Annotated in this window: 12 protein-coding genes, 1 tRNA gene and 3 rRNA genes; 6 read left to right on the plus strand and 10 right to left on the minus strand. The window is 52.2% G+C overall.

What is annotated here, in order from left to right:
- The first annotated feature begins 6 nt into the window (after positions 1 to 6).
- Positions 7 to 1,419, plus strand: a complete 1,413-nt coding sequence (gene glnG, locus ACQG22_RS23380; RefSeq protein WP_013099377.1) for a nitrogen regulation protein NR(I) — start codon at positions 7 to 9, stop codon at positions 1,417 to 1,419.
- A gap of 110 nt (positions 1,420 to 1,529) precedes the next feature.
- Complete coding sequence (locus ACQG22_RS23385; RefSeq protein WP_032618432.1) at positions 1,530 to 1,640, plus strand: YshB family small membrane protein; 111 nt, start codon at positions 1,530 to 1,532, stop codon at positions 1,638 to 1,640.
- Positions 1,641 to 1,707: 67 nt separating this feature from the next.
- Here ACQG22_RS23385 and hemN read toward each other — a convergent pair whose 3' ends face one another.
- Together hemN and yihI are read right to left on the minus strand one after the other, a co-directional pair.
- Positions 1,708 to 3,081, minus strand: coding sequence for an oxygen-independent coproporphyrinogen III oxidase (hemN, locus tag ACQG22_RS23390; RefSeq protein ID WP_040020365.1), 1,374 nt, complete (start codon positions 3,079 to 3,081; stop codon positions 1,708 to 1,710).
- Between the two features lie 188 nt (positions 3,082 to 3,269).
- Complete coding sequence (gene yihI / locus ACQG22_RS23395) at positions 3,270 to 3,782, minus strand: Der GTPase-activating protein YihI (protein ID WP_040020367.1); 513 nt, start codon at positions 3,780 to 3,782, stop codon at positions 3,270 to 3,272.
- Positions 3,783 to 4,361: 579 nt separating this feature from the next.
- Here yihI and yihA point away from each other — a divergent pair.
- Positions 4,362 to 4,991, plus strand: a complete 630-nt coding sequence (gene yihA / locus ACQG22_RS23400) for a ribosome biogenesis GTP-binding protein YihA/YsxC (protein WP_020686870.1) — start codon at positions 4,362 to 4,364, stop codon at positions 4,989 to 4,991.
- 312 nt (positions 4,992 to 5,303) lie between these two features.
- On the opposite strand, the gene polA is transcribed toward yihA, so the two are convergent.
- Entirely contained in the window at positions 5,304 to 8,096 is a 2,793-nt protein-coding gene (polA, locus tag ACQG22_RS23405) for a DNA polymerase I (protein ID WP_248048768.1), read from the minus strand.
- Positions 8,097 to 8,535: 439 nt separating this feature from the next.
- Here polA and ACQG22_RS23410 point away from each other — a divergent pair, with 439 nt between their 5' ends.
- Positions 8,536 to 9,444 (plus strand): acyltransferase, encoded by a 909-nt coding sequence (locus ACQG22_RS23410; protein WP_013099384.1) that lies wholly within the window; start codon positions 8,536 to 8,538, stop codon positions 9,442 to 9,444.
- A gap of 23 nt (positions 9,445 to 9,467) precedes the next feature.
- Here the strand turns inward: ACQG22_RS23410 and dsbA are convergent, their stop codons facing one another.
- The 3 genes from dsbA to ACQG22_RS23425 form a co-directional block, all read right to left on the minus strand.
- Complete coding sequence (gene dsbA / locus ACQG22_RS23415; RefSeq protein WP_013099385.1) at positions 9,468 to 10,091, minus strand: thiol:disulfide interchange protein DsbA; 624 nt, start codon at positions 10,089 to 10,091, stop codon at positions 9,468 to 9,470.
- A gap of 27 nt (positions 10,092 to 10,118) precedes the next feature.
- On the minus strand, positions 10,119 to 11,105 hold the full coding sequence (locus ACQG22_RS23420) for a serine/threonine protein kinase (RefSeq protein WP_013099386.1): 987 nt from the start codon (positions 11,103 to 11,105) through the stop codon (positions 10,119 to 10,121).
- A 75-nt stretch (positions 11,106 to 11,180) separates the two neighbouring features.
- Positions 11,181 to 11,450 carry a YihD family protein gene (locus ACQG22_RS23425; protein ID WP_013099387.1) on the minus strand — a complete coding sequence of 90 codons (270 nt, stop codon included), beginning with the start codon at positions 11,448 to 11,450 and terminating at the stop codon, positions 11,181 to 11,183.
- A 68-nt stretch (positions 11,451 to 11,518) separates the two neighbouring features.
- On the opposite strand from ACQG22_RS23425, the gene mobA reads away from it, so the two are divergent.
- A complete protein-coding gene (gene mobA, locus ACQG22_RS23430; protein ID WP_347480564.1) occupies positions 11,519 to 12,103 on the plus strand; it encodes a molybdenum cofactor guanylyltransferase MobA in 585 nt (194 codons plus the stop codon).
- Positions 12,100 to 12,603: a molybdopterin-guanine dinucleotide biosynthesis protein MobB gene (mobB, locus tag ACQG22_RS23435; RefSeq protein ID WP_347480563.1), complete on the plus strand. Its 504-nt coding sequence runs from the start codon at positions 12,100 to 12,102 to the stop codon at positions 12,601 to 12,603. Before mobA ends, mobB begins: the two co-directional genes overlap by 4 nt.
- A 78-nt stretch (positions 12,604 to 12,681) precedes the next feature.
- On the opposite strand, the gene rrf is transcribed toward mobB, so the two are convergent.
- The 4 genes from rrf to ACQG22_RS23455 form a co-directional block, all read right to left on the minus strand.
- Positions 12,682 to 12,797: ribosomal RNA gene (gene rrf / locus ACQG22_RS23440) — 5S ribosomal RNA — on the minus strand.
- Positions 12,798 to 12,860: 63 nt separating this feature from the next.
- A 23S ribosomal RNA gene (locus tag ACQG22_RS23445) occupies positions 12,861 to 15,764 on the minus strand.
- 183 nt (positions 15,765 to 15,947) lie between these two features.
- Positions 15,948 to 16,023 (minus strand) — tRNA-Glu (locus ACQG22_RS23450).
- Positions 16,024 to 16,107: 84 nt separating this feature from the next.
- Positions 16,108 to 17,647 (minus strand): 16S ribosomal RNA (locus tag ACQG22_RS23455).
- The 16S, 23S and 5S rRNA genes sit together here with 1 tRNA gene alongside, the layout of an rRNA operon.
- Between the last annotated feature and the right edge of the window lie 76 nt (positions 17,648 to 17,723).

The raw sequence follows: 17,723 nt of genomic DNA on the forward strand, positions 1-17,723 counted from the left end.
ACGTTTATGCAACGAGGGATAGTCTGGGTAGTCGATGACGATAGCTCCATCCGTTGGGTGCTTGAACGCGCGCTCACAGGGGCGGGATTAAGCTGCACGACGTTTGAGAGCGGCAGCGAAGTGCTCGACGCACTCACCACCAAAACGCCGGATGTTCTGCTGTCGGATATTCGTATGCCGGGTATGGACGGGCTGGCGCTTTTAAAGCAGATCAAACAACGCCACCCTATGCTTCCGGTCATCATAATGACGGCACACTCCGATCTGGATGCCGCCGTTAGCGCCTATCAGCAAGGGGCATTCGACTACCTGCCCAAGCCATTTGATATCGACGAAGCGGTCGCGCTGGTTGAGCGCGCCATTAGCCATTACCAGGAGCAGCAACAGCCCCGTAATGCGCCCGATTTCGGCCCTACCACGGACATCATTGGCGAAGCACCGGCGATGCAGGATGTGTTTCGCATTATTGGCCGTCTGTCGCGTTCGTCCATCAGCGTATTGATTAATGGCGAATCGGGCACCGGTAAAGAGCTGGTCGCGCACGCCTTACATCGCCATAGCCCGCGGGCAAAAGCGCCGTTTATCGCCCTGAATATGGCGGCTATCCCGAAAGATTTGATTGAATCCGAACTGTTCGGCCACGAAAAAGGCGCCTTTACCGGAGCGAATACCATTCGTCAGGGCCGCTTCGAACAGGCTGACGGGGGGACATTATTCCTGGATGAAATTGGCGATATGCCGCTGGATGTTCAGACCCGTCTTCTGCGCGTGCTGGCTGACGGACAGTTTTATCGCGTAGGCGGTTATGCGCCGGTGAAAGTGGATGTACGCATTATTGCCGCGACACACCAGAACCTGGAGCAACGCGTGCAGGAGGGAAAATTCCGTGAGGATTTATTCCATCGCCTGAACGTCATCCGCGTCCATCTACCGCCACTACGTGAACGTCGTGAAGATATCCCTCGCCTGGCGCGTCACTTCCTGCAGGTCGCCGCGCGTGAACTGGGCGTAGAAGCCAAACAGCTTCACCCGGAAACCGATGCCGCCCTCACCCGCCTGGCCTGGCCGGGTAACGTGCGTCAGCTGGAAAATACCTGTCGCTGGCTCACCGTCATGGCCGCCGGACAGGAGGTCTTGATTCAGGATCTGCCGGCCGAGCTGTTTGAAGCAACTGCCCCTGAAAGCAGTACGGGCCATGCGCTGCCGGACAGCTGGGCGACGCTGCTGGCGCAGTGGGCCGATCGCGCGCTGCGTTCCGGTCATCAAAATTTGCTCTCTGAGGCGCAGCCGGAGATGGAACGCACGCTGTTAACCACCGCGCTTCGTCATACGCAGGGCCATAAACAGGAAGCAGCCCGCCTGCTGGGGTGGGGACGTAATACCCTGACGCGTAAGCTTAAAGAGCTGGGAATGGAGTAATCTTCACCGCTGTGTAAAGATTACTAATTGAGCGCAAATTGCCGTTATTTTGCGCTTTACTGTGTCGATGAGTTTTGTATGATCGTGCCCGGAAATTGGGGGTGAACATCATGCTGGAAACATTAGTACATATGCTCTCTAGCGGAGCCGCAGAAAGCCACACGCCGCAAACCGCAGTTGCTGCAGTGTTGTGTGCGGCGCTGGTTGGTCTGTTTAGCTAGCGGGTAAAAATGTAAAAGCCGGGTGGCGGCTTCGCCTTACCCGGCCTACGTTTCATGCTTTTGCGGCTTAAATCACCCGCGAGAACTGCTGCATACGCGCTTTCTGCCGAAGGTAAGCGTCAAAACACATGCAGATATTACGAATCAACAAACGTCCTTTTGGCGTGACCTCAATCGCATTCTCCGACACATCCACCAGCCCGTCCTTCGCCAGCGGCACCAGCAGCTTCAGGTCTTCTGCAAAATAATCGCTAAAGTGCAGATCCCACTGTGACTCAACGTCGCTGAAATCGAGACGGAAGTTGCAGATAAGCGCCTTAATCACATCACGACGAATGCAGTCGTCACGTGTTAACGCGATGCCGCGCCACAGCGCGTTGCCCTTTTCATCCACCTGCTGATAGTAGAGCTTCAACTCTTTCTGGTTTTGCGCGTAGCAATCGCCAATCATGCTGATGGCGGAAACACCCATCCCCAGCAAATCGGTATCGCCCTGGGTGGTATAGCCCTGGAAATTACGGTGCAGTACCCCTTCGCGCTGAGCAACAGCCAGCTCGTCATCCGGACGGGCAAAGTGATCCATACCGATAAACTGATAGCCGGTCTCGGTCAGCGAGGTAATGGTTTCCTGGAGAATATCCAGTTTCTGTTGAGCAGAAGGCAGATCGGCATCTTTGATTTTGCGCTGCGCAGCAAAGAGCGTCGGCAGATGCGCATAGTTGAACACGCTCAGGCGGTCCGGGTTAAGTTCAGCCACGCGTTTCAGCGTAAAAGCAAAGCTCTCCGGCGTCTGCTTTGGCAGGCCATAAATCAGATCGATATTGGTTGAGGTGAAACCAATTTCACGCGCATGGTTGAGTAAGGCAAAGATAAATTCTTCGTCCTGCTCGCGGTTCACCAGACGCTGGACCTCTTTATTGAAGTCCTGAACGCCCATACTCAGGCGATTGAAGCCTTCGGCACGTAAATGATCCAGCACATCCAGCTCAATTTCACGCGGATCGACCTCGATCGAGATTTCGGCGTCGTCATTAAAATGGAAATTGCCGCGAAGAAGCGCCATCAAACGGCTGATCTGCGCTTTATTCAGATAGGTTGGCGTACCGCCGCCCCAGTGAAGCTGGCTGACATGACGGCCAGTAAACAACGGCGCGCGATGCAAAATTTCCTGCTCCAGCGCATCCAGATACTGATCGGCTTTATGCTGCTGACGGGTGACAATTTTATTGCAGCCGCAGAAGTAGCAGAGCTTATGGCAGAACGGAATATGGACGTAGAGCGACAGCGGGCGCTCTGGATAGCGCGCGACGGCCTGCTGAAAATCACCCTCGCCGAAGGCATCAGAGAACTCCAGCGCGGTGGGGTATGAGGTATAACGCGGCCCGGAATAGTTATATTTCTGGATCAGGGCCAAATCCCAGTCGATAGATGGTACAGACATGCTCACTCCTTCCGTTGGTGTCGCGTTCGTATACGGCGGCCCGTTCTGGCCCCATTGCGGACCATCATTCGGGTGCGCAGCCACTTTTGTCGCCGCGACAACCGCCGTAGTTTAACGAATAACCACACCAGATAACATATAACCGGAAGGGTTATAAGCAGGACTATCGTTCCTGCCGGGTGCAAATGTTAGTTTCCACCCTTCAGAAGACGCATCATATCTTCCTGCTTTTCATCTTCTTCATCTTCGTCATCGTCGTATGACAGGCCCAGCTTCTGCATCAGTTCGTCGATGCGATCCAGTTTGGCATCCACCCAGGACTGCTCTTCAGCGGTCAGGGTTTCACCCTCTTCAAGACGTTCCAGCAGCGCGTCCAGGCGCTCATCGTTCTCCAGCAAATCCAGCTCAGCCTGCGGTGAAAGCATAGGTTTCTCGCTCTTTGGTTTGTGCTGCTTAGTGACCGGGGTGTCTGTCACGCCCAGTGGAATGGGAGTTTTACTGCCGATACGTGGATCTTTCTGCGGCTTATTTTTAGCAGAAGCGCCAGATGCACCGCCACCGTTTGCACGGCTACCCGCAGCATGACCGCGATGTTTTTTTTCGCGTTTGCGATCGCGCGCTTCCTGGTTCAGTTCTTCGCGCGTTTTGCGGCGTGCTTTGGCAGGGCGTTTCACGCCCGCTGCGGAGGTCGGTTTTTTCATGATGTTTTATCTTTAAGTCGTTTTCTTCAGTATAGAATTGCGGCGAAATCTAGCAGAAAGCAAGCAAAGAAAAAAGGCGACAGAGCAATCTGTCGCCTTTTTTCCTGACTCATAACCCTTAACGGGTCAGACATTCCGTGTTTGCCTACAACAAACCCTGTTTATCCGTTGGCTGATACCGTCCGTGATACGGTTCCTTTTCCTGTTAAAACGCCTCCAGGCGCTGGTCATCCTGACAATCCTGCGTCTTCGCCTCCTGGCGCTCCTGACCCTTATCCCTAAGTCATTATCCTGTTGGCATCCCCGCCTTGACGCACACTTTACCTTGTTCATTTAAACTAACAAGCAACGAAAGGGTACAAAAACGGATTTTCAGATAATCACTCAATATTAATCTTATGATTTAAAACAGTTTGTATTTTTTTACACCTGCGATTTCTCTGAAATTTCTCATAACATCTATAGCCGATGTCTCACATCGGCCAGGGCTTAAGCCTACAGACCAGGTGCAATCAAAAAAGTCTTTTGCCTGCATTCAGGTATAATCCCCCGCAGATTACGATTTTTGGAGACGACCACGTGACTACCTGGAACTACCAACAGACGCATTTTGTCACCAGTGCGCCCGATATTCGCCACCTGCCCTCTGATACCGGCATCGAAGTGGCCTTTGCTGGCCGCTCGAATGCGGGGAAATCCAGCGCACTGAATACGCTGACCAATCAGAAGAACCTGGCGCGTACCTCAAAAACACCTGGCCGTACCCAGCTGATTAACCTGTTTGAAGTGGCCGAAGGAAAACGCCTGGTCGATTTACCGGGGTACGGTTACGCGCAGGTACCGGAAGAGATGAAGATCAAGTGGCAGCGCGCGCTGGGTGAATACCTGGAAAAGCGCATGTGCCTGAAAGGCCTGGTGGTGCTGATGGATATTCGCCACCCGCTGAAAGACCTTGATCAGCAGATGATCGACTGGGCTGTGGCAAGCGATATTGCCGTTCTGGTGCTGCTGACAAAAGCGGATAAGCTGGCGAGCGGCGCGCGTAAAGCGCAGGTGAATATGGTTCGTGAAGCGGTACTGGCATTCAACGGAGATGTGCAGGTTGAAGCGTTCTCCTCGCTGAAAAAGCAGGGTGTGGATAAGCTGCGTCAGAAGCTCGACAGCTGGTTCAGTGAGCTGGAGCCCGCAACAGAAGCGGAAGAAGAGTAATACCGTGCGCGGCCATGGCCGCGCTTTTTTTTGTCCGAAATTTTCTTTGCCGCAATAAAAAACGCCCCAGTCATTACTGACTGGGGCGGCTAAAATATTCAGCCAAATCCGATTACGTGAAGTAAAAGGTCTGAAAGATAGAACATCTTACCTCTGTACCCTACGCCGCTAACTCTACCCCTTTTTTTGCTGCAGAAAAAGCACTTTTTGTAGTTTTTTTTCATTCTTTACATAGGGAATTCTAATGATCGTCACAAAACGCACGTCGTTATGTTGCTAACTTACATAAAAAGCGCGTTATTCGCCGAACCATTAGTGAGCCTGATCCCAGTTTTCACCACTTCCCACTTCCACCAGCAACGGCACATCGAGTTTCATGCTGTTTTCCATCAGTTCGTGGATCGTCTTCGACACGCTATCGAGATCGTCTTTGTGCACTTCGAACACCAGTTCATCGTGTACCTGCATGATCATTTTCACGCGCGGTTTCTCTTTTTCCAGCCAGGCATCCACGGCGATCATCGCGCGCTTGATGATGTCAGCTGCGGTTCCCTGCATCGGGGCGTTGATTGCAGCACGTTCTGCCCCGGCACGGCGCGCCGCGTTGCTGGATTTAATGTCGGGTAAGTAGAGACGACGACCGTCCAGGGTTTCAACGTAGCCTTTTTCCTTCGCCTGCGCGCGGGTGCGTTCCATATATTCCAGTACGCCCGGATATCGCTCGAAGTAGAGATCCATATACTTCTGCGACTCTTTACGCGGAATATTGAGCTGGCGTGAAAGGCCGAAGGCGCTCATGCCGTAAATCAGGCCGAAGTTGATTGCTTTCGCGCTGCGGCGTTGCTCGTTTGTCACGCTGTCCAGCGGCAGACCAAAGACTTCCGCAGCGGTTGCACGGTGGATGTCTTTCCCTTCCGCAAAGGCCGTCAACAGGCCCTTATCACGCGAGAGGTGCGCCATAATGCGCAGCTCGATTTGCGAGTAGTCAGCAGAGACAATCAGATAGTCATCAGGTGCAATAAACGCCTGACGAATGCGACGCCCTTCTTCATTTCGAACCGGAATGTTCTGCAGGTTTGGATCGGTCGAGGAGAGACGTCCGGTGGCCGCCACAGCCTGATGGTATGAAGTATGCACACGACCCGTTTTCGGGTTGATCATCAGCGGCAGCTTATCGGTGTAAGTCGATTTCAGCTTTGCCAGACCACGGTACTCCAGAATGACTTTTGGCAGTGGATAATCCAGCGCCAGCTCCTCCAGCACCTCTTCAGAGGTGGACGGTGCGCCGCCAGGGGTTTTCTTCAGCGGTTTGATCCCCTGCTTTTCAAACAGGATGGTTTGCAGCTGTTTTGGGGATGAGAGGTTAAACGGCTCACCGGCAAGCTCATGCGCCTTTTGCTCCAGTTCGGTCAGACGCTGGGCGAGTTCGCCCGAGTGGTTATGCAGTACCGTCGGATCGATTTTTACGCCGTTGCGCTCGATGCGTGAAAGAACAGGTACCAGCGGCATCTCAATGTTCTGAAACACATTCAGCGGCCCTTCGTGCTTCTGCAGTTTTGGCCACATTTTCAGATGCAGCTGCAGCGTGACGTCGGCATCTTCTGCCGCATAGCGTCCCGCCTCTTCCAGCGCTATCTGGTTAAAGGTGAGCTGATTTTTGCCCTTACCGGCAATCTCTTCAAACGTGATGGTTTTGTGCTTCAACCAGCGGTCAGACAGGGAGTCCATATCATGACGACCTGCTACGCTGTCCAGAATGTAGGATTCCAGCATGGTATCAAACGCGATACCGCGCAGCTCAATACCGTAGTTTTGCAGAATACCGCGATCGTATTTGAGGTTTTGCCCCACCTTCAACGCGTTGTCGTCTTCCAGAATCGGCTTCAGCAGTTCCAGTACGCGTTCGCGAGAGAGTTGCTCCGGTGCGTCCAGGTAATCATGCGCGACGGGAACATAGGCAGCGATACCCGGCTCTGTCGCAAAGGACAGGCCCACCATATTGGCGGTAATGTTATCCAGGCTGTCGGTTTCCGTGTCGAAAGCAAACACCGGTGCTTTATTCAGTTTCTCGATCCAGGCAACCAGCTGTGACTCTTCAAGAATGGTTTCGTAGTGCTCAAAAGAGAGCGCTGCGGCTTCTTCTTCAGCCTGATCGTCGGCATCAATGACAATCGTCTCTTTTGGCTTCGCAGCCGGTTTGGCGCCTTTTGCCTGCAGCCATTTACCGGCTTCCACGTCGGTGGTCCAGCGCTTAAATTCATATTTCTTAAACAGGCTCAGCAGGTCATCCGCAGACGGTTGTTGCACCTCAAGCTGCTCACATCCCAGTTCCAGCTCAACATCGGTTTTAATCGTCGCCAGCTTATAGGAGAGATAAGCCACCTCTTTATTCTCTTCCAGCTTCCCGGCCATGGTTTTTGCGCCACGGAAGGAGAGCCCGGCGATTTTGTCAGACTCTGCATACAGCGTATCCAGCCCGCCCAGTCCCTGAAGGAGTGCCTGTGCCGTTTTTTCGCCAACGCCTGGCACGCCTGGGATGTTATCCGATGAGTCGCCCATCAACGCGAGGAAATCGATAATCAACTCTGGCGGCACGCCATATTTTGCGACCACCTCTTCAGGGCCGAGGATGGTGTTGGTCATGGTGTTAATCAGGGTGATCCCTGGCGTCACCAGCTGCGCCATATCTTTATCACCAGTACTGATGAGAACCGGACGGCCCATTTTTTCGGCTTCACGCGCCAGGGTGCCAATGACGTCATCCGCTTCCACACCAGAAACCGCCAGCAGTGGCAGCCCCATCGCTTTCACCATCGCGTGCAGCGGCTCAATCTGCGCACGCAGATCGTCAGGCATTGGCGGACGGTGAGATTTGTAATGCTCAAATAACTCGTCGCGGAAAGTTTTGCCTTTCGCATCAAAAACGACTGCCGCGTGGGTTGGCTGATACTGAAGGATCAGGCTACGCAGCATGTTAAGTACACCGTACATCGCGCCGGTGGGTTCTCCTGCGCTATTGGTCAGAGGAGGAAACGCATGATACGCCCGATACAGGTAAGAAGAGCCGTCGACGAGAATAAGAGGGTTTTCTGGGATCTGAACCATAATGTCCGTGCCTTTAATCAATTTATGACTAAAGGATGCCACAGAAGGATGAAAACATCAGTTATTAGCGCCTGATACAGGAAAAGATTTTACGATCGTGAGGATCGCTCGCAAAATTCAAACTGTGGATAAGTTTGTGAATACTTTCACTTCATATGACTAACAAAGGCAAAAAAAGCGTGAAGACACATAATTATCATCTATTTATCAATTAGTTATGTGAGGATGGTGATTTATATTGCTAGCTAATGAGAATATAGCATATGTGGATATATGCCCGGTTTGCTGCGTAATAGTAGTGAAATCTTCTGCAGCGAAATGCTGCCTGTCAACTCTCCGTATGAAAGCGCCATTATTTTGTCTGATTTCTGATAAAATCAGCGCCCTGCACCGGATAGTCGGTCGCTAACTTACAGCTAACCATTTGAAAAAGCTCATCATGTCGAGATTGCTCGCTGCAATAACATTACTGTTAAGCATCATTTTAACTATTCTGGTAACGATCGCCTGTTCTGTACCGATCATCATCGCCGGGATAATTAAACTGCTGTTACCTTTGCCTACGGTTTGGCGAGCCGTGTCGGCGTTTTGTAATTTCATGATGTACTGCTGGTGCGAAGGGTTGGCCATCCTGCTGCGCCTGAATCCTCACCTGAAGTGGGATGTTGAGGGTCTGGAAAGACTCAACAAAAAGAACTGGTATCTGCTGATCTGTAATCACCACAGCTGGGCCGACATCGTGGTGTTATGTGTGCTGTTCCGTAAGCATATCCCGATGAACAAATACTTCCTGAAGCAACAGCTGGCCTGGGTACCGTTTATCGGCCTGGCCTGCTGGGCGCTGGATATGCCGTTTATGAAACGCTATTCGCGCAGCTATTTGATTCGCCACCCGGAGCGGCGTGGTAAGGATGTGGAAACGACGCGTCGTTCCTGCGAGAAGTTTCGCGCACATCCGACAACGATTGTGAATTTTGTCGAAGGCTCGCGGTTTACAGAAGAGAAGCGTCTTCAGACTCGCTCCCCTTATCAGAACCTGCTGCCCCCCAAGGCGGCGGGTATTGCCATGGCGCTTAACGTGCTGGGGGCACAGTTCGATAAATTACTGAACGTGACGCTCTGCTATCCGGAAAACGATAAGACGCCTTTCTTCGATATGCTCAGCGGCAAGCTGACGCGTATTGTGGTTCGTGTCGATCTGGTGCCAATTGATACCGAACTGCATGGGGATTACGTTAACGATAAGAACTTCAAACGTCGTTTCCAGCTTTGGCTTAATACGCTCTGGAAAGAGAAAGATGAGCAGATAGAGAACATCAAAGCTTCAAACAAAAACGCCGGTCATTGACCGGCGTTTTTATATCATTGGGTTTACTTCTTCTCGACCAGGTATTTCACGGTGTCTGCGTACTGCTGTACGAAGATATCCATGCTGCTGGTGTCCATGCCCTGCATGTTCAGCTGATATTTGCCGTTAACATACATCGCCGGAACGCCCTGGAGCTGCAGATCGGCTGCGGCTTTTTCCTGTTGAGCAACCAGCGATTTCACGACAAAGCTGTTCCATGCGGCGTCGTAGTCTTCACCTTTCACGCCTGCGTCAACGAACACTTTACGAATATCTGCTGCGGTCTGGACGGTCTGGGTTTTCTGCACCGCTTCAAACATAGGGGAGGTGATCTTATCTTCCACACCCAGCGCAATCGCAACCGCCCACGCCTGAGTCAGGTCTTTACCCAATGGGCCCAGGAACTCAACGTGGTATTTGGTCATTTTGGTGCCTTCCGGCAGCTTTTTCTTCACGTTGTCAGCAACATGCAGCACCTGCTCAAACTCATAGCAGTGTGGGCAATAGAACGAGAAGAACTCGAGAACCTGTGGCTCGCCAGCGACGGGCTTGTCCAGCGTGATGTACTGTTTGCCGTCGGTAAACTGTGCAGCAGAAGCGCTAAATGCCAGAATCATACCTGCCAGCGCCAGCCAAATTTTTTTCATGATTAACTCTCTCCTGGGTGTGTCCAATTAATACATCGGCGTTAGTTGCAGTGGGGGTTCCTGAAGAACCTTAACCTGCTCAGTAAATGTGGATATCTGGTTGCGCCAGTAATCCTCTCCGGTAAGCCACGGGAAATTACGAGGAAATGCGGGATCATCCCAACGCCTGATTAACCATGCGAGATAATAAACAAAACGCATCGCACGTAAAGGTTCTATCAGGGCAATTTCGTCTGAATTAAAAGGGCTAAACTCTTCATAGGCTTCAATAATCGTTTCAAGCTGCATACGTTGCTCGGCTTTGTCGCCGTTGAGCAACATCCACAAATCCTGCACTGCAGGCCCCATCCTCGCATCATCGAGGTCAACAAACAGAGGGCCATCGCGCCAGAGAATATTCCCGGCATGACAATCACCATGCAAACGCAGGACAGAAATATCATCGCGCCAGCAGGCTTTTACCGCCCCAATAAGTTTATCCGTCGCGCTGAGAAACGCGTCCTTTAACGCAGAGGGAATAAACGCTGAGGTTTCGAAGACCTGGCGGGGTTCAATAAGGTATTCCTGAATTCCGATAGTCGGGCGGGCAATAAACGACGTTTTGCGTCCCGTCTGGTGGATGCGCCCCAGATAGCGGGCGACCCACTCCATTTGGTCGATATTATCCGCTTCAAACTGGCGGCCACCCAGACTGGGAAATACGGCGTAATAGAACCCTTCGTGCGTAAGGAGCGTTTGGTTATTGAATTTTATCGGTGCGGCAACAGGAACTTCATCATTCAGTAAATCGTGAGCAAACTGATGCTCTTCCTGAATTTGTTCAGCGGACCAGCGCTTGGGGCGATAGAACTTAACAACGAAGCGCTGACGATCCTCGTCCTGGAATTGATAGACGCGGTTTTCGTAGCTATTTAGCGGGGTTAGCCCGGAATCCACCCGAATACCCTGCTCAAACAGCGCATCCATAATGGTATCCGGGTGTAATGTCTGGAAAGTAAAAGCCTGGTCGTTCATCCGATCATCCGGAAATTATACGAATGATTCAGGATATCATCTTGTGGCGATTTCGGTGCCGCCGCTTACAAGCTTTTACTCTTTAATTACGCCTCGGGCGCGCAGCAATGCGGTTTTAAAATCTTCCTCATAATCTTTCTGAATACCAGGAATAACAGCATCTTTGGCAGAGTCACGCATTTTGAGGTGATAGATCAGGATGTCGTCAGAAAGGTCTGTCAGTTCACCTTCAAAACCTGACTCTTTCGCCAGTTTCTGTAAAAATTGCATCAGATTCAGCTCTGGCTCTTTTTGCCAGGCTGGCTGGAGGAGTTCAATGACTTCATTCAGACGTTTACATTTCATGGTGGTGCTCCTTTCATTTAGAGTGACACGTTAGCAGGGTCAATCCCACAATAAAAGAGGCGATATTCGTGAATCCGGGTCAGGAAATCATCGGAGTGGTTCTGGCGGGTGGCAGAGCAACGCGCATGGCGGGAAAAGATAAGGGGCTTCAGCAGCTTAACGGTAAGCCACTTTGGCAGCATGTTGCTGACACGCTTGCAGATCAGGTTGCGGCAATGGCCATCAGTGCCAATCGCCATATCGATATTTATCAGCGCAGCGGATACCCCGTTTATCAGGATACTCTTGGGGATTACCCAGGACCGTTGGCCGGCATGCTCTCGGTCATGCAGCAGTCTGAGGCAGAGTGGTTTGTTTTCTGCCCGTGTGATACGCCGTTTATTCCCTCCTGCCTTGTCGAGCGTCTCGTGCAATTTCGTGATGGTGCATTGGTTGTCTGGGTGCATGACGGTGAGCGCGACCATCCTGCTATTACGCTGATTCATAGATCATTAGTTCCAGCGCTGCAGGATTACCTGACGGCGGGAGAGCGAAGAGTCATGGTGTTTATGCGTCAGTCAGGCGGCCATTCCGTTGATTTTAGCGACTGGAAGTCTGCATTTGTGAACGTGAATACGACGGAAGATTTACAGACCATGCAGGAGAAAAAATGACGCCTGTTTTAGCTATCGCCGCCTGGAGTGGTACCGGGAAAACGACGCTGCTTAAAAAGCTGATACCCGCACTTTGTGCCAGAGGCATCCGCCCAGGGCTGATTAAGCATACCCACCACAATATGGACGTCGATAAACCGGGTAAAGACAGCTATGAACTGCGTAAGGCAGGTGCCGCGCAAACCATGGTGGCAAGTCGTGAGCGGTGGGCATTGATGACGGAAACGCCCGATGAAGCACCGCTGGATCTCGTGTATCTGGTCAGTCGGATGGATCACTCCACGCTTGATCTGGTGCTGGTTGAGGGGTTTAAGCATGAGGCCGTTGCAAAGATCCTGCTGTTCAGAAGCGATGCCGGGCATGATGTTAGCGAGTTAACGCTGGATGAGCATGTCATTGCGGTGGCCAGCGATGTCGCTCTCGATGTTGAGGTTCCGGTGCTGGATTTAAATGATGAGGATAAGATTGCTGCGTTTATTGTGGGGTGGTGTGCGGTCTGATGCCCCTTCCACAGGGTGAGGGAGAAAACAAAAGCAAAAAACCCCGCACCTTACGGTACGGGGTTCTTCTTATTTAATGCCTGGCAGTTCCCTACTCTCACATGGGGAGACCCCACACTACCATCGGCGCTACGGCGTTTCACTTCTGAGTTCGGCATGGGGTCAGGTGGGACCACCGCGCTAAAGCCGCCAGGCAAATTCTGTTAATCTGTATCAGGCTGAAAATCGTCTCTTCGCCAAAACATCTTCGGCGTTGTAAGGTTAAGCCTCACGGTTCATTAGTATCGGTTAGCTCAACGCATCGCTGCGCTTACACACCCGACCTATCAACGTCGTCGTCTTCAACGTTCCTTCAGGAGACTTTAAGTCTCAGGGAGAACTCATCTCGGGGCAAGTTTCGTGCTTAGATGCTTTCAGCACTTATCTCTTCCGCATTTAGCTACCGGGCAGTGCCATTGGCATGACAACCCGAACACCAGTGATGCGTCCACTCCGGTCCTCTCGTACTAGGAGCAGCCCCCCTCAATTCTCCAGCGCCCACGGCAGATAGGGACCGAACTGTCTCACGACGTTCTAAACCCAGCTCGCGTACCACTTTAAATGGCGAACAGCCATACCCTTGGGACCTACTTCAGCCCCAGGATGTGATGAGCCGACATCGAGGTGCCAAACACCGCCGTCGATATGAACTCTTGGGCGGTATCAGCCTGTTATCCCCGGAGTACCTTTTATCCGTTGAGCGATGGCCCTTCCATTCAGAACCACCGGATCACTATGACCTGCTTTCGCACCTGCTCGAGCCGTCACTCTCGCAGTCAAGCTAGCTTATGCCATTGCACTAACCTCCTGATGTCCGACCAGGATTAGCTAACCTTCGTGCTCCTCCGTTACTCTTTGGGAGGAGACCGCCCCAGTCAAACTACCCACCAGACACTGTCCGCAACCCGGATTACGGGTCTACGTTAGAACACCAGCCATTAAAGGGTGGTATTTCAAGGACGGCTCCACGCAGACTGGCGTCCACGCTTCAAAGCCTCCCACCTATCCTACACATCAAGGACCAGTGTTCAGTGTCAAGCTATAGTAAAGGTTCACGGGGTCTTTCCGTCTTGCCGCGGGTACACTGCATCTTCACAGCGAGTTCAATTTCACTGAGTCTCGGGTGGAGACAGCCTGGCCATCATTACGCCATTCGTGCAGGTCGGAACTTACCCGACAAGGAATTTCGCTACCTTAGGACCGTTATAGTTACGGCCGCCGTTTACCGGGGCTTCGATCAAGAGCTTCGCGTTACCGCTAACCCCATCAATTAACCTTCCGGCACCGGGCAGGCGTCACACCGTATACGTCCACTTTCGTGTTTGCACAGTGCTGTGTTTTTAATAAACAGTTGCAGCCAGCTGGTATCTTCGACTGATTTCAGCTCCACCCGCAGGGGCTTCACCTACATATCAGCGTGCCTTCTCCCGAAGTTACGGCACCATTTTGCCTAGTTCCTTCACCCGAGTTCTCTCAAGCGCCTTGGTATTCTCTACCTGACCACCTGTGTCGGTTTGGGGTACGATTTCGTGTTACCTGATGCTTAGAGGCTTTTCCTGGAAGCAGGGCATTTGTTACTTCAGCACCGTAGTGCCTCGTCATCACACCTCAGCGTTAAAAGGTACCGGATTTACCTGGAACCTCCGCCTACATGCTTAAACCGGGACAACCGTCGCCCGGCTAACATAGCCTTCTCCGTCCCCCCTTCGCAGTAACACCAAGTACAGGAATATTAACCTGTTTCCCATCGACTACGCCTTTCGGCCTCGCCTTAGGGGTCGACTCACCCTGCCCCGATTAACGTTGGACAGGAACCCTTGGTCTTCCGGCGAGCGGGCTTTTCACCCGCTTTATCGTTACTTATGTCAGCATTCGCACTTCTGATACCTCCAGCAACCCTCACAGGCCACCTTCAACGGCTTACAGAACGCTCCCCTACCCAACAACGCATAAGCGTCGCTGCCGCAGCTTCGGTGCATGGTTTAGCCCCGTTACATCTTCCGCGCAGGCCGACTCGACCAGTGAGCTATTACGCTTTCTTTAAATGATGGCTGCTTCTAAGCCAACATCCTGGCTGTCTGGGCCTTCCCACATCGTTTCCCACTTAACCATGACTTTGGGACCTTAGCTGGCGGTCTGGGTTGTTTCCCTCTTCACGACGGACGTTAGCACCCGCCGTGTGTCTCCCGTGATAACATTCTTCGGTATTCGTAGTTTGCATCGGGTTGGTAAGCCGGGATGGCCCCCTAGCCGAAACAGTGCTCTACCCCCGAAGATGAGTTCACGAGGCGCTACCTAAATAGCTTTCGGGGAGAACCAGCTATCTCCCGGTTTGATTGGCCTTTCACCCCCAGCCACAGGTCATCCGCTAATTTTTCAACATTAGTCGGTTCGGTCCTCCAGTTAGTGTTACCCAACCTTCAACCTGCCCATGGCTAGATCACCGGGTTTCGGGTCTATACCCTGCAACTTAACGCCCAGTTAAGACTCGGTTTCCCTTCGGCTCCCCTATACGGTTAACCTTGCTACAGAATATAAGTCGCTGACCCATTATACAAAAGGTACGCAGTCACACCCGAAGGTGCTCCCACTGCTTGTACGTACACGGTTTCAGGTTCTTTTTCACTCCCCTCGCCGGGGTTCTTTTCGCCTTTCCCTCACGGTACTGGTTCACTATCGGTCAGTCAGGAGTATTTAGCCTTGGAGGATGGTCCCCCCATATTCAGACAGGATACCACGTGTCCCGCCCTACTCTTCGAGTTCACAGCCTGTGCATTTTCGTGTACGGGACTTTCACCCTGTACCGTGCGACTTTCCAGACGCTTCCACTAACACACAAGCTGATTCAGACTCTGGGCTGCTCCCCGTTCGCTCGCCGCTACTGGGGGAATCTCGGTTGATTTCTTTTCCTCGGGGTACTTAGATGTTTCAGTTCCCCCGGTTCGCCTCGTTAACCTATGTATTCAGTTAACGATAGTGTGACGAATCACACTGGGTTTCCCCATTCGGACATCGCCGGGTCAAGGGTTCATATCACCTCGCCGGCGCTTTTCGCAGATTAGCACGTCCTTCATCGCCTCTGACTGCCAGGGCATCCACCGTGTACGCTTAGTCGCTTAACCTCACAACCCGAAGATGTTTCACTTCTGATTGCGAAAATTTGAGAGACTCGAACACACCATTAAAGATGTGTCGTTTCAATTTTCAGCTTGATCCAGATTTTTAAAGAGCAAATATCTCAAACATGACTCGCAAGTCAGTTTTGAGATATGACGGCAGGTGACTTTCACTCACGAACCAGCAAGTGGCGTCCCCTAGGGGATTCGAACCCCTGTTACCGCCGTGAAAGGGCGGTGTCCTGGGCCTCTAGACGAAGGGGACGTACAGTCTCAATCGCAAGACGCCTTGCTATTTACTTTTCATCAGACAATCTGTGTGAGCACTGCAAAGGCAGGTTCTTTAAGGTAAGGAGGTGATCCAACCGCAGGTTCCCCTACGGTTACCTTGTTACGACTTCACCCCAGTCATGAATCACAAAGTGGTAAGCGCCCTCCCGAAGGTTAAGCTACCTACTTCTTTTGCAACCCACTCCCATGGTGTGACGGGCGGTGTGTACAAGGCCCGGGAACGTATTCACCGTAGCATTCTGATCTACGATTACTAGCGATTCCGACTTCATGGAGTCGAGTTGCAGACTCCAATCCGGACTACGACGCACTTTATGAGGTCCGCTTGCTCTCGCGAGGTCGCTTCTCTTTGTATGCGCCATTGTAGCACGTGTGTAGCCCTGGTCGTAAGGGCCATGATGACTTGACGTCATCCCCACCTTCCTCCAGTTTATCACTGGCAGTCTCCTTTGAGTTCCCGGCCTAACCGCTGGCAACAAAGGATAAGGGTTGCGCTCGTTGCGGGACTTAACCCAACATTTCACAACACGAGCTGACGACAGCCATGCAGCACCTGTCTCACAGTTCCCGAAGGCACCAATCCATCTCTGGAAAGTTCTGTGGATGTCAAGACCAGGTAAGGTTCTTCGCGTTGCATCGAATTAAACCACATGCTCCACCGCTTGTGCGGGCCCCCGTCAATTCATTTGAGTTTTAACCTTGCGGCCGTACTCCCCAGGCGGTCGATTTAACGCGTTAGCTCCGGAAGCCACGCCTCAAGGGCACAACCTCCAAATCGACATCGTTTACGGCGTGGACTACCAGGGTATCTAATCCTGTTTGCTCCCCACGCTTTCGCACCTGAGCGTCAGTCTTTGTCCAGGGGGCCGCCTTCGCCACCGGTATTCCTCCAGATCTCTACGCATTTCACCGCTACACCTGGAATTCTACCCCCCTCTACAAGACTCCAGCCTGCCAGTTTCGAATGCAGTTCCCAGGTTGAGCCCGGGGATTTCACATCCGACTTGACAGACCGCCTGCGTGCGCTTTACGCCCAGTAATTCCGATTAACGCTTGCACCCTCCGTATTACCGCGGCTGCTGGCACGGAGTTAGCCGGTGCTTCTTCTGCGGGTAACGTCAATTGCTGCGGTTATTAACCACAACACCTTCCTCCCCGCTGAAAGTACTTTACAACCCGAAGGCCTTCTTCATACACGCGGCATGGCTGCATCAGGCTTGCGCCCATTGTGCAATATTCCCCACTGCTGCCTCCCGTAGGAGTCTGGACCGTGTCTCAGTTCCAGTGTGGCTGGTCATCCTCTCAGACCAGCTAGGGATCGTCGCCTAGGTGAGCCGTTACCCCACCTACTAGCTAATCCCATCTGGGCACATCTGATGGCAAGAGGCCCGAAGGTCCCCCTCTTTGGTCTTGCGACATTATGCGGTATTAGCTACCGTTTCCAGTAGTTATCCCCCTCCATCAGGCAGTTTCCCAGACATTACTCACCCGTCCGCCACTCGTCACCCGAGAGCAAGCTCTCTGTGCTACCGTTCGACTTGCATGTGTTAGGCCTGCCGCCAGCGTTCAATCTGAGCCATGATCAAACTCTTCAATTTAAAAGTTTGATGCTCAATGAATTAAACTTCGTAATGAATTACGTGTTCACTCGTTGAGACTTGGTATTCATTTTTC

The sequence above is a fragment of the Enterobacter cloacae complex sp. 309I3 genome (assembly GCF_050031595.1).
Lineage (GTDB): Bacteria > Pseudomonadota > Gammaproteobacteria > Enterobacterales > Enterobacteriaceae > Enterobacter > Enterobacter cloacae.